Origin of the sequence: Vagococcus jeotgali (assembly GCF_035918315.1) — a bacterium.
GTDB lineage: Bacteria > Bacillota > Bacilli > Lactobacillales > Vagococcaceae > Vagococcus > Vagococcus jeotgali.
Map to the genome: position 1 here is coordinate 1,753,606 of NZ_CP142146.1, position 13,648 is coordinate 1,767,253.

The 13,648-nt window shown below is 32.5% G+C and carries 7 protein-coding genes and 3 pseudogenes; 7 read left to right on the forward strand and 3 right to left on the reverse strand.

Annotation, left to right across the window (positions count from 1 at the left end; all coding sequences use genetic code 11):
• The first annotated feature begins 241 nt into the window (after window positions 1-241).
• On the forward strand, window positions 242-853 hold the full coding sequence (rpsD, locus tag VSF34_RS08705) for a 30S ribosomal protein S4 (protein WP_326716922.1): 612 nt from the start codon (window positions 242-244) through the stop codon (window positions 851-853).
• A 221-nt stretch (window positions 854-1,074) separates the two neighbouring features.
• Here rpsD and VSF34_RS08710 read toward each other — a convergent pair whose 3' ends face one another.
• The gene (locus tag VSF34_RS08710; RefSeq protein WP_326716709.1) at window positions 1,075-2,352 is read right to left on the reverse strand and encodes an ISL3 family transposase; all 1,278 of its coding nucleotides are present in this window, start codon (window positions 2,350-2,352) and stop codon (window positions 1,075-1,077) included.
• Window positions 2,353-2,630: 278 nt separating this feature from the next.
• On the opposite strand from VSF34_RS08710, the pseudogene VSF34_RS08715 reads away from it, so the two are divergent.
• The 4 genes and pseudogenes from VSF34_RS08715 to VSF34_RS08730 all read left to right on the forward strand — a co-directional run bounded on the left by VSF34_RS08715 (window position 2,631) and on the right by VSF34_RS08730 (window position 6,135).
• Window positions 2,631-3,589: pseudogene (locus tag VSF34_RS08715) on the forward strand (IS30 family transposase).
• 52 nt (window positions 3,590-3,641) lie between these two features.
• Window positions 3,642-3,986 carry a PadR family transcriptional regulator gene (locus tag VSF34_RS08720; RefSeq protein ID WP_326716923.1) on the forward strand — a complete coding sequence of 115 codons (345 nt, stop codon included), beginning with the start codon at window positions 3,642-3,644 and terminating at the stop codon, window positions 3,984-3,986.
• Window positions 3,987-3,995: 9 nt separating this feature from the next.
• Window positions 3,996-4,898, forward strand: a complete 903-nt coding sequence (locus tag VSF34_RS08725; RefSeq protein WP_326716924.1) for an ABC transporter ATP-binding protein — start codon at window positions 3,996-3,998, stop codon at window positions 4,896-4,898.
• The gene (locus tag VSF34_RS08730; protein ID WP_326716925.1) at window positions 4,891-6,135 is read left to right on the forward strand and encodes an ABC transporter permease; all 1,245 of its coding nucleotides are present in this window, start codon (window positions 4,891-4,893) and stop codon (window positions 6,133-6,135) included. The genes VSF34_RS08725 and VSF34_RS08730 overlap by 8 nt, the downstream gene beginning before the upstream one ends.
• Before the next feature lie 124 nt (window positions 6,136-6,259).
• On the opposite strand, the pseudogene VSF34_RS08735 reads toward VSF34_RS08730, so the two are convergent.
• Window positions 6,260-7,389 (reverse strand): annotated as a pseudogene (locus tag VSF34_RS08735) (IS3 family transposase).
• Window positions 7,390-7,657: 268 nt separating this feature from the next.
• Between VSF34_RS08735 and VSF34_RS08740 the strand changes: the two are divergent.
• A complete protein-coding gene (locus VSF34_RS08740) occupies window positions 7,658-8,734 on the forward strand; it encodes an ISL3 family transposase (protein ID WP_326718062.1) in 1,077 nt (358 codons plus the stop codon).
• Window positions 8,735-9,042: 308 nt separating this feature from the next.
• Here VSF34_RS08740 and VSF34_RS08745 read toward each other — a convergent pair whose 3' ends face one another.
• On the reverse strand, window positions 9,043-12,324 hold the full coding sequence (locus tag VSF34_RS08745; protein ID WP_326716926.1) for a MucBP domain-containing protein: 3,282 nt from the start codon (window positions 12,322-12,324) through the stop codon (window positions 9,043-9,045).
• A gap of 254 nt (window positions 12,325-12,578) precedes the next feature.
• Here VSF34_RS08745 and VSF34_RS08750 point away from each other — a divergent pair.
• Window positions 12,579-13,537: pseudogene (locus tag VSF34_RS08750) on the forward strand (IS30 family transposase).
• Window positions 13,538-13,648 lie beyond the last annotated feature (111 nt).

Below are 13,648 nucleotides of genomic sequence, written 5' to 3' on the forward strand. Positions count from 1 at the left end.
GCTAACTTAATGTTGCAATTTAGACTTGTTAATTCTTCTAATATGAAGTATAATACTCTTTGTGTAAAATAATGCAGCTAGAAAGTAGATAGCTCGTTGATTTGTTTATTGCCACGATGGGTTCAATTGCGTAACCGCGGCTGCAAAGGTGAAGATTGAAGAATAAACTAGACGACTGTTAATATTTTCAAGAAATTATTTTACTCCAAAAAAAATATATATTTATTGGAGGAATCATATTATGTCACGTTATACAGGACCAAGTTGGAAAATCTCTCGTCGTTTAGGAATTTCATTATCAGGAACTGGTAAAGAATTAGAACGTCGCCCTTACGCACCAGGTCAACACGGACCAAACCAAAGAAGAAATACATCTGAATACGGTATGCAATTAACAGAAAAACAAAAATTACGTCATATGTACGGTTTAAACGAACGTCAATTCCGTAATTTATTCGTTAGAGCTGGTAAAATCAGAGAAGGTAAACATGGTGTTAACTTCATGATCTTATTAGACCAACGTTTAGATAATGTTGTTTACAAATTAGGTTTAGCTTCAACTCGTCGTCAAGCACGTCAGTTAGTTAACCACGGTCACGTTTTAGTAGATGGAAAACGCGTTGATATCCCTTCTTACGAAGTAAGTGTTGGACAAGTTATTTCTATCCGTGAAAAATCTAAAGATATGATTATCATTAAAGAAGCTGTTGAATCGACATTAGGTCGTCCAGCTTACGTTAGTTTTGATGCTGAAAAATTAGAAGGTAGCTTAATCCGTTTACCAGAACGTGATGAATTACCACAAGATATTGATGAAGCATTCGTAGTTGAGTACTACAACCAAAAACTATAATCTTATACAAGATACCTTTAAAAGACTTAAAAGGCTTTGGCCTTTTAAGTCTTTTTTTGTATAAAAAAACTGATTTAGAAAATAAATTTCCAAATCAGTTTGCATATCATTTAGATGCTTTAAGTGCTTCTTTAAAGGGCTCTTCGTCAAATCGTGTTGATATTTAAAAATTGATAAAATAAGGGCATTAGAAGAAGGGGGATTTTTCCTCCTTCTTCTTTTTAATTAAATTGAAATGATTGACCTTGAATAAGGAAAATCCGTCGCTTAAAAGTTAAGAAATTTCGGTAACCATAGGCTGTTCGTTTGATAGCTTTGATTCGGTTGTTAATTCCTTCTAAAAAACCATTTGAATAAGAATAATTTAAAGCATTGGTAACACCTTGCCTGAAGGTTTGGAATGTTTTGAATTTGGCTTTAAATTCCTTAGGAAGCTCATTAGAGATAGAATGAGTTAATTCTAAAAATAAGTCTGAATCCTTTGTTTCATAAGCATATTTTAACTCTTGTATATAATCATATGCGATTTTTATAGTTGAGTTATAGGAAAGAAGTTCTTCAATGACACCAACTTGTGTCATACTTTTATTGAAAAGAGGATAATTACTATATGTAGTGGCACTTAATTGACTAGAGTCTTTTAAAAATAGTTTCCAATATTTTTTTATTCTCCGGTATTGTTTTGCTTCTTCATTATCATAACGTTTTAATTGATTCATTTCTTTTATTCTTAGTTGATTAAAAGAACGATTGATATGCTGAATGATATGGAATCTATCTGTCACAATCTCTGCATGTGGAAATACAGTTTTAAGAAGGCCACCGTAGTTGGCATTCATATCCATGACGAGAAACTTCACTTTTAACCGCTCTTTTCTGGAGTATTTCAGGAAGTACTTAATAAGAGAGAAGAGACGTCTATCTGGTAAAATATCAATAATCTTTTTACTTTCAGCATCAGCACAAATAAAGCTCATACCAGATTGACATGACTTAGTTGATTTAAATTCATCGACACATAGTACTTTTGGTAGATGTTGAAAGTTGGTTAGACAGTGGTTGGTAAAGTCGTATAAAACACGTTGTACCGTGTTATCAGAAACATGATGGAATCTAGCGATCTCTTTTCTTGAACGATCTTCTTTCAAATCTAAGGCGATTTGATACTTTAATGTTTTCGATATATGACAATAGTCATCGACTAACGCAGTATCAGCACTGAATGTTGTATGACATTCTTTACATAGATATCGTTCTCTTTTAAGTTCTAAATAAGTTGTGACCCTATTAAACTCTGGTAGTTGTGTTTTAGTAGTATAAGTACCATTTTTAACACACGTATTCTGATGACAAGAGGGGCATATTCTGTCTGGAGACGTTAGTCTTCCCCTTATTATATTTGAGCGTCTACCTCTAATAGTAGCCTCAGTTAACCAATCTTTTTCAAAAATAATAGATTTGTCTGTTAAATTAAGTAATTTTCTAGTATGATTATCCATGGGAACATCCTCCTAATAATTTGGTTTTTGTCGACTTTATTTTATCATGTTTGGATGTTCCTTTTTGTATTTAAAAACAAAAAATCGTATTAATGGAAACTATCCATCAACACGATTTATTATAGACCCTTTTTATGTTAAAAAAGTATATCATAGCGTGACATATTTAATTACGCCGATTGTAAAATTAAGCTAGACAAATAAAAAAATCATTTGTGATACACTCAAATTGTCCAAATTGTATTTCCGACGAAAGAAAACAAGGAGAGTGATCACAAATGACCTATATACATCTTACTACAGACGAGCTTGTTTTAATAGAATCTTATTATCACCAAGCTAAAAAAGTTAAACATGTTGCTGATACTTTAAAAAGATCAAGACAAACTATTTATAATGTTTACAACGCTTTAAATGAGGGATTATCTATTCTAGATTACTATCAAAGATACAAAAAAATAAAAAGAAATGTGGAAGGCGTCCTATTTCTTTACCTGATAATGAAACAAAATATATTCAAAACAAAGTGGCTCAAGGATGGACTCCTGACGTGATTATCGGTCGTGCTGAGATTTCTATTTCTTGTTCTGTTCGGACACTTTATAGATTGTTCTCGCGTGAATCTTTTGATTCCACAACTTTACCAATGAAAGGTAAAAGAAAACCTAATGGGCATAAAGAAAAACGAGGTAAACAAGCATTTAAACGAACCATTCATCAGAGAGACGCTGAGCATAACGAGTTTCAAAGTGAATTTGGTCACCTAGAAGGTGACACTATTGTTGGGAAAAATCATAAAAGTGCTGTTATTACATTAGTTGAAAGGTTATCAAAAGTTATTATTACCTTGAAGCCAACAGGAAGACACGCTATAGATATTGAGAATAGCTTAAATGAATGGTTAAAAAAATGCCCTAATCACTTGTTTAAATCTATCACATTTGATTGTGGCAAAGAATTTTCTAACTGGAAATCTATCAGTAACTTAAATGATAGTGATATCTACTTTGCTGACCCTGGTACACCTTCACAACGAGGTTTAAATGAAAATTCTAATGGGCTATTGCGTAAGGATGGATTGCCTAAGAAAATGGATTTCAACGAAGTTGATGAATCTTTCATTCAATCTGTTGCATCCAAAAGAAATAATATTCCTAGAAAATCATTAAACTATAAAACACCATTAGAAGCATTTTTGAGCTATGTAGACAACGACATTTTGTCTAGCTTAGTTTGACAAATGAAATTATGATATATTAATAAGGAGAAAAGTTGAAAGGAAGGCTAGTATGAATGTACCAATGACAGATTCAACTTATTTGATTTTGCTAAGTTTACTAGAAGAGCGACATGGTTACGGAATTATGAAAGTCATTGAGGATACGTCTACAGGTCAGATTAAAATAGGACCAGCTAGTATGTACACGATTTTAAAAAAATTAGTCGATAGTGGTGATATTTCATTAAAACAAGATATTAATCGCAAAAAAATGTATGTTATTACAAATCTTGGTTTAGAAAAATTAAAACTTGAAGTTGAGCGTAGGCAGTTATTTGCTGAAGTGGGAGAGGCTTTACTAAAAGGTAATTCTGCTAGAGGTATTATTGAAGAATCTGATTTTAATGAGAAATGAGGGAGTAGCATGTTAGAGGTGAAAAACCTAACGAAGCGTTTTGGAGACATGACGGCAGTCGATGAGATGAGTTTTACGATACCAAATGGTCAAATTTTAGGATTAATTGGTCAAAACGGGGCAGGGAAATCCACGACGTTTCGTTTGATTTTAAATTTTATTGATGCAGATAGTGGGACTATTTTTTGGGATGGTGAACCGATTACTGAAGAGGATTATAATATCATTGGTTACTTACCAGAAGAGCGTGGTCTTTACCCAAAAGTCACCATTGAGGATCAATTAATTTATTTTGGTCGCCTACGTGGTAAGGCGAAAGAAGAGATTGTCCCATTAATTGATGAGTGGATGGAAAAATTTCAAGTAAAAGGTAAAAAAACAGATAAAGTCAAATCTTTATCTAAAGGAAATCAACAAAAAGTCCAGTTGATTGCCACACTGATTCACAATCCAAAATTAGTTATCTTAGATGAGCCTTTTAGTGGTCTAGATCCAGTGAATGCTGAATTACTCAAGACTGGGATTTTAGAGCTAAAAGAGAAAGGGTCTTGTGTGATTTTTTCAAGTCACAATATGGAAAATGTGGAGAAAATTTGTGACCATTTAATAATGCTTCGAGATGGAGAAACTGTTTTAGATGGTGATGTTCAAGAAATTCGTGAGAGTTTTGGGAGAACTTTTTTAGAAATCGAAAGCAAGCTCAGTGAAGAGGAGTTGCTAGAGATAAATGGTGTGACAATATTAGATAAAAAAGGTGACAATCACTATTTAATTAAATTAGATAAACCAGAAATAGGGCAAGATATATTTAAACTTGCTTTAGAAAAGTCAGATTATATCCAAATTTTTAATCAACAACCACCCACTTTAGAGGATATATTTAAACTGAAAGTAGGTGAGGAGAATGAATAAATTTTGGGTAGTAGCTCTTGAGACGTATAAAAAAAATGTGAAATCTTTAAGTTTTGTGATGATGGTTCTGGCTCCTTTTGTGTTAATTTTATTTTCTATAGGCTCAGGCTATATTAGTACTAAATTGGATCCAGTCAACGAGATTGCTATTGTCAGTCAAGAAAAAACGTTGAGAGAGGCCGTTATCTTAACAGCTCAACAAGAATTTGATATTAATAAATCAATTGATTCAGTGGATGAGGCCAAAGTGGCTATGGAAGCTGAAGAAATTGATGGTTATTTAGAAGTGAGTGTGGCAGATCATCAGCTAAAAGGTGAGTACACTGGTTTTGAAACGTTAGGAGTAGATAAAGAGCAACAGCTTTTTGAAGCTTTAAATGGTATTCAGCTAGCACTTAATACAAAAAAATTAGGTCTATCTGAAGGGCAAGTGGCTGAATTATTATCTCATCCAGAGTTATCTGAAAACCAAGTTTCTCTAAAGAATGGCGTCTTAGTTAAAAGTGAAAATGATAGAAAAGCTCTTATTTTAGTTGGTTTCTTTATTGTTTTAGCTATGTATATGATTGTCTTACTTTACGCTTCAATTACTGCTCAGGAAGTAGCTAGCGAAAAAGGCACGCGTATTATGGAGGTTATTTTATCAAGCACAACAGCTGCTAAGCATTTTTATGGTAAAATCATGGGGATCTTTTTGGTCATTTTAACTCAAGTTTTGATTTATTTATTATCAGGTATTGTAGGATATATACTAGCTAAAGACATGCCTATGGTGAAATCATTTTTAGCTAATGTATCAATGGGTGAGTTGGTTAGAGGGATATTGGGTTATAATTTACTATATCTATTGTTTGGTGTTTTGATATATACGATTCTCTCAGCTTTTACAGGATCTCTTGTTAGTAAGTCAGAAGATGCAGCTAAGGCTGTAACTCCAGTGACTTACTTAATTATGATAGCTTCACTGCCGACAATGTTACTAGGTTTATCGAGCCCAAATAACATCTTGATTAGAGTCTTTTCATACGTCCCATTCTTTTCATCTTTTTCAATGCCTATAAGAATTGCTAATGGTAATGTGACAATACCAGAAATTCTTATTTCTTTAGGCCTGTTAGTCTTGGCGAGTGTGTTGCTTCTTAAATTTTCAGCAAAAGTTTATAAATCAACAGTTTTAATTTATAGTGATAAGAGTATGATGCAAGTCTTTAAAGGGGTCTATAATAAATCGTGTTGATGGATAGTTTCCATTAATACGATTTTTTGTTTTTAAATACAAAAAGGAACATTGAATTGGCAACACTTTTCTGTACAAAAATTATAAGGTCTTTATTTTATTTAGATAGTTATTCTATGTTCTGCTAAATAACCTGTTTCAACTCCCAATCTAAACGGTAATTAATCGGGGATTGATAGCCAAGCTTGCCATGTTTTCTAAACTTGTTCCACCAATTGACATAATCCATTAACTCATATTGTAGTTTAAACAATGAGTCAAAAGATTGTTGGTAAATAAACTCAATTTTAAAAGCTCGATAGGTTGCTTCTGCCACAGCCTTGTCATAGGGGCAGCCAGGACGTGATAAAGACCGTTTTATCTGAAACACATCCAATAATTCATCAATACTTTGGTTATCAAATTCTTTTCCTCGGTCTGTATGAAAAATTTCAACATCATCTAATGGCTGTTCAATCGTTCCGATTGCCTGTAGCACAAGGTCCACAGATTTGTTAGGACCACTAGAATGCCCAACTATTTCTCGATTGAACAAATCGAGAATAAAGCAGACATAATGCCACTTTTTGCCTACTTTAACATAGGTTAAATCTGTCACTAAAGCTTCCATAGGTTGCATTTTATCAAATTGACGTGATAAAACATTATCGATTTTCTGTTCATTTTTAGTCGTTGCTTGAGGTTTAAATTTCAGTGTTGTGTAGCTTGAAATGAAATTAAACTTATTCATGATTCGTCGTATCCTTCTTCTTGAAACAATTAATCCTTGATCGTTTAAATCATCTTTAATTCTTCTTGCTCCGTAGGAGTTACGGCTATCTGTAAATGACTCAATGACTGCTTTTTCAACAATAGCTTCTGATTTTTTTCTTTTGACTTCATAATAATAAGCCCCACGAGAAATTTCTAATTTTCGACACATCGCTGATACACTATACTTCTTTTTGTTTTCCCTAACAACTTCTACTTTCGTCCGAATATCAGCGCCGCTTGCTTTAAAATATCATTCTCCATCATCAGTTCTTTATTTAGTTTTCGTCATTCACGCAACTCTTTTTCTTCTGGTGTCAAATTATCTTTCTCTTTGAATGATCCTGACTGATTATATTGTTTTACCCATTTATCAAAGGTTGATGGTGTCAGGTCATATTCTCTTAAAATATCTTTTCTAGGTTTTCCTGATTTATGCAGTTCCACCATTTGTTTCTTAAATGATTCTTTGAAGGTCCGTCTTGGTTTTCTGTTAGTTGTCATGAAATAAGCTCCTACTTTGTTTTTTATTAAGTATAGACACCTTATCTTTATTGTTCAACTAAGTGTAACCTATTCACATCCAAACATGATAAAATAAAGTCGCCAAAAACCAAATTATCAGGAGGATGTTCCCATGGATAATCATACTAGAAAGTGACTTAATTTAACAGACAAATCTATTATTTTTGAAAAAGATTGGTTAACTGAGGCTACTATTAGAGGTAGACGCTCAAATATAATAAGGGGAAGACTAACGTCTCCAGACAGAATATGCCCCTCTTGTCATCAGAATACGTGTGTTAAAAATGGTACTTATACTACTAAAACACAACTACCAGAGTTTAATAGGGTCACAACTTATTTAAAACTTAAAAGAGAACGATATCTATGTAAAGAATGTCATACAACATTCAGTGCTGATACTGCGTTAGTCGATGACTATTGTCATATATCGAAAACATTAAAGTATCAAATCGCCTTAGATTTGAAAGAAGATCGTTCAAGAAAAGAGATTGCTAGATTTCATCATGTTTCTGATAACACGGTACAACGTGTTTTATACGACTTTACCAACCACTGTCTAACCAACTTTCAACATCTACCAAAAGTACTATGTGTCGATGAATTTAAATCAACTAAGTCATGTCAATCTGGTATGAGCTTTATTTGTGCTGATGCTGAAAGTAAAAAGATTATTGATATTTTACCAGATAGACGCCTCTTCTCTCTTATTAAGTACTTCCTGAAATACTCCAGAAAAGAGCGGTTAAAAGTGAAGTTTCTCGTCATGGATATGAATGCCAACTACGGTGGCCTTCTTAAAACTGTATTTCCATATGCAGAGATTGTGACAGATAGATTCCATATCATTCAGCATATCAATCGTTCTTTTAATCAACTAAGAATAAAAGAAATGAATCAATTAAAACGTTATGATAATGAAGAAGCAAAACAATACCGGAGAATAAAAAAATATTGGAAACTATTTTTAAAAGACTCTAGTCAATTAAGTGCCACTACATATAGTAATTATCCTCTTTTCAATAAAAGTATGACACAAGTTGGTGTCATTGAAGAACTTCTTTCCTATAACTCAACTCTAAAAATCGCATATGATTATATACAAGAGTTAAAATATGCTTATGAAACAAAGGATTCAGACTTATTTTTAGAATTAACCCATTCTATCTCTAATGAGCTTCCTAAGGAATTTAAAGCCAAATTCAAAACATTCCAAACCTTCAGGCAAGGTGTTACCAATGCTTTAAATTATTCTTATTCAAATGGTTTTTTAGAAGGAATTAACAACCGAATCAAAGCTATCAAACGAATAGCCTATGGTTAACGAAATTTCTTAACTTTTAAGCGACGGATTTTCCTTATTCAAGGTCAATCATTTCAATTTAATTAAAAAGAAGAAGGAGGAAAAATCCCCCTTCTTCTAATGCCCTTATTTTATCAATTTTTAAATATCAACACGATTTGACGAAGAGCCAAAAGAAACACCTTTTTTGAGTAATGTCATAATCCAAAAACATCTAACTTTTAGGATTGATGACATACAACATAAAAAGGTGATTCTTTTTTAATTAGATTAATAACAAAATACAATATTGAAGTCTGAATTCCTTGAACAAATCACTAATTCATTGATTATGGTCCAGTTACCATGGAAAATTTAATTTTTCCACTATACTTAGAGTCTTTTGTTCCACTATTACCAATTTTTAAAAACAGACCTTCCTTATTATCTTCTGTCACAAGTGGTAAATCATAATAATGCTCGTTTACCTGGGAAGCTAATACCGTATCTTCTTCATTAATTATCATTTTTTCATCGTTTAATCTAAAGTACATGTCTGACAATAATCTTGTCTTCGTACCTTCTGAGAATAGTCCATCACTACTTGCATGCAGAGACCAGTTAACATCTGAATAACCACTGGTTAAACCGATTGGTGAAGGATCATTTTTGACAGAATATTCATCTTTTAATCTTTGAGCATTTTTTTCACCAAATGATATTGTCTTCGGCACACTTAAATTTTCTAATGGTTGATAGTAACGATTTACTGTAAAATCATTCATTGGAACAATATCATCTTCAATGGATTCATTCGTCACATCATTTGTCACTATAGATGATTTATAAAGATAACTATTAAAGTCTGGTTGAGGGATAAACTCACTAATTTTCTTACCTACTTCAACTTCTTCAACTAATGCTTCAACAGTATTACCGGTTTGTAAATCGTCTATAACTCTATGAGTTGTCTCTTTTCCTTGACGGTCTAATTGATAATAATTAACGGTCATTTGAACTTTATTTATTTTATCATAAATGAAGTTCACAGGGTTATCGGTATAAAGAATTTTTTTATTCATTAAATCACTTGGTTCTGACCTATTAAACGTATAACCTTGAATGTCTGGCGCTTCATTTACTGGATAAGGCTGAGTGATCAAACCAGTTCCTGTTTTAGCTAGACCATCCATAGTAATTGGCTTACCTTCTTCATCTGTGTAACTATAATTAATCGTAGCCATGAAATTAATATCCGTTGTAGGTGTCGCTACTACTGGAGATAGCTTATCCACTGTTAATGAAATATCTTGGCTATAATTTAGATACTTCCCATTATTTTGTTCAACTAACTGATTTTCTTGGATTTCTTTTGATTCATCAAATGGCAAGCTATAAACAAATCTGTAGTAGTGATTGTATAAGTTACTATTTTTTAAATCTTTCGGCTTAATCGTCTGATTGACCTTGTCAAATTCAAATAAATCTGTTTGTTCTTTACCAGTTTCATCATAGACTTGCCATACACCTGTTTTAAACACATCATCATTTTCAATATTTGAAACTGTCCATGTCATATTTTGATTACGATTACCACTTGATTCGTAAGGGATTTGTTGGACAAATTCATTGGTCAGCTTGTCACGATTATCTTTCGTCACGCTCTTCACTGTCTGATCAATTGGTTGAGGATCAGAAATACCGACTTTAGCGATTGAAGAACTATTGTAAGACAACAAAGAATTCTTAAATGGATTATTTGGTGTCGAAGACATCACATAAGAAAATGAAGTTTGATCTGTATACGTCGCTGTCACTTCAAGTTGACTAGGTATCAGATTTTCTGGCTTTGCAGGAACCTCATCAGTTGCATCATGTCCATGCCCAGTCATTTCAATTATATCACCATTCAATTCATAACTTATCAAGATAGGATTGTCACCAGTAGCTGGCGTACTAAATAAATAATCAAACTGACTTGTTTTTAATTTAATTAATTTAGAATCGTTTAGTCCACCCATCGTCCAATAACCACTAATTTCAATGGGTTGACCCTTCTCATCTAAAAATTCATATTTAACATCTAGGTGTCCCATTTCTTTATCTGCCGCAACATCTAGAAAATCACTGTTCCTAAAACCAATAAAATTCCATTCTGATACTGGACCAGGTTTATCTTTATCAGGTGTGACACTTAGTTTCACTCCAATATTTTGTCCTTTATAATAACCAACATTCGACCATCTAATCCACTGTGTTCCTTTAGTTGGATCAAATTGCACGTTATCACCATCTTTTTGTAAAGCCTCATCCATCTTAATGCCATCAGAATACTCTTCTACCTTCGTTTTATCTGAATACATCATCACAAAAGCATTTTCTTTAGGAATTGTAGCAGTATTGGAATTCTTCCATTTTGAATATGATGGTAACCATTGAACTTTATTTATTTTATCATAATAATAAGTAACCGTCTGTACATCATCACTTATTCTTCCTTCTTCATTTTCTGGAAAAGGTGAAGTAAGTTCATATCCTTCTATCTCCTTCGGTTGTGCTTTGTATACTGAACCTATAGGGCCTTCAATCACCTCATCTTCAGCTATTTCATCTTGAGATAATTTATCTAAAAACTTAATGTATACTGGTTTTCCTTCAGATTTAGGTTCATATTCATAAATAACTGTTTGAGGCAACTTAGTAAATATCCCCATAGAATTTTCAGGGGCGATCTCATTCCATTGGTATCCTGTGAAATCAGAAGGAGAGGTTGTATAAAATGAGCCAATAGATCCAGTGAATTCTTCAGTCTTTAATATTCTACCCGTTTTTTCATCTTTATGAATAACTTTAACAGGAGCACTTTTTTCATTAGCCACTTTTTCGCCGTAAATTGTTAAGTTAGAAACTACTATTTGTGAGGATCTCCATGGAAGTGAACGGTCTAATGGATAAAATTGTAAAGACATAGAAACAGCATCTTTTGGTACCCTAATCTTTCTCTCATGTCTTCTCTGTTCACCCGCAGAATTTATGAATGGATTGATGTATGCTGATTTATCACCTATTTGCTCTCCATTTTCATCTTTAAAAAAAGCTAATATCAAATTATTGGAAGTGATAGTACCATTAATTTGAACATTAAAATAGTCAAAACTGAGCTCTAATACCGTATCAGGTACTACTGGTATTCCTTCCTTAGCAAGGACAGCTACATTATCTTCTGCCTTTAGGTAATTCTTATATTGTGTATCATCTTTCCCATCTAAATTGTTTCCAAACATCAAGTGTCCAGTACTTGAAAAGTGGAATCCAATATACATAGGAGTTCTTCCTTTTTCGCCCGGTACAGTAAGTCGCTCAGGACTCTGGTACCATCCTGTGTCTAAATTTTTTTCAAATAATTCATTATTAGGTAATCTACCAGGAGAGTATCCAGCACTCTCACTATAGGTTCCCAGTCTCCATCCGTCATTAAAAATACCTTGTTCAGTTAAAGCCTCATTATCAGTCGATGTAATTTGTTTAGTTTCATAAATAAGTTCATTTGCAAAACTTGTTATTCCAAATGAAATAGATATTATAAAAATTAGTGATAAATATTTTATATATTTTATATATTTTTTATTCATAGAATTAAGTCCCCCTTTTGTTTATTAGTCACAGTTCCTTATTAACATTAATTATAACATATTAATTCATTTTTAAAAATCAGATAGCGTAAAATATTTTGTGTAAATAGAAATTTAGGGTAGAAAAAAAGAAAGTCCATTCTGTAAAACGCCGATTGTAAAATTAAGCTAGACAAATAAAAAAATCATTTGTGATACACTCAAATTGTCCAAATTGTATTTCCGACGAAAGAAAACAAGGAGAGTGATCACAAATGACCTATGTACAGCTTACTACAGACGAGCTTGTTTTAATAGAATCTTATTATCACCAAGCTAAAAAAGTTAAACATGTTGCTGATACTTTAAAAAGATCAAGACAAACTATTTATAATGTTTACAACGCTTTAAATGAGGGATTATCTATTCTAGATTACTATCAAAGATACAAAAAAATAAAAAGAAATGTGGAAGGCGTCCTATTTCTTTACCTGATAATGAAACAAAATATATTCAAAACAAAGTGGCTCAAGGATGGACTCCTGACGTGATTATCGGTCATGATGAGATTTCTATTTCTTGTTCTGTTCGGACACTTTATAGATTGTTCTCGCGTGAATCTTTTGATTCCACAACTTTACCAATGAAAGGTAAAAGAAAACCTAATGGGCATAAAGAAAAACGAGGTAAACAAGCATTTAAACAAACCATTCATCAGAGAGACGCTGAGCATAACGAGTTTCAAAGTGAATTTGGTCACCTAGAAGGTGACACTATTGTTGGGAAAAATCATAACAGTGCTGTTATTACATTAGTTGAAAGGTTATCAAAAGTTATTATTACCTTGAAGCCAACAGGAAGACACGCTATAGATATTGAGAATAGCTTAAATGAATGGTTAAAAAAATGCCCTAATCACTTGTTTAAATCTATCACATTTGATTGTGGCAAAGAATTTTCTAACTGGAAATCTATCAGTAACTTAAATGATATTGATATCTACTTTGCTGACCCTGGTACACCTTCACAACGAGGTTTAAATGAAAATTCTAATGGGCTATTGCGTAAGGATGGATTGCCTAAGAAAATGGATTTCAACGAAGTTGATGAATCTTTCATTCAATCTGTTGCATCCAAAAGAAATAATATTCCTAGAAAATCATTAAACTATAAAACACCATTAGAAGTATTTTTGAGATATGTAGACAATGACATTTTGTCTAGCTTAATTTGACAAATGAAAATTTAATTAAAAAGAAGAAGGAGGAAAAATCCCCCTTCTTCTAATGCCTTCATTTTATCAATTTTTAAATATCAACACGATTTGACGAAGAGCCCAATCAAA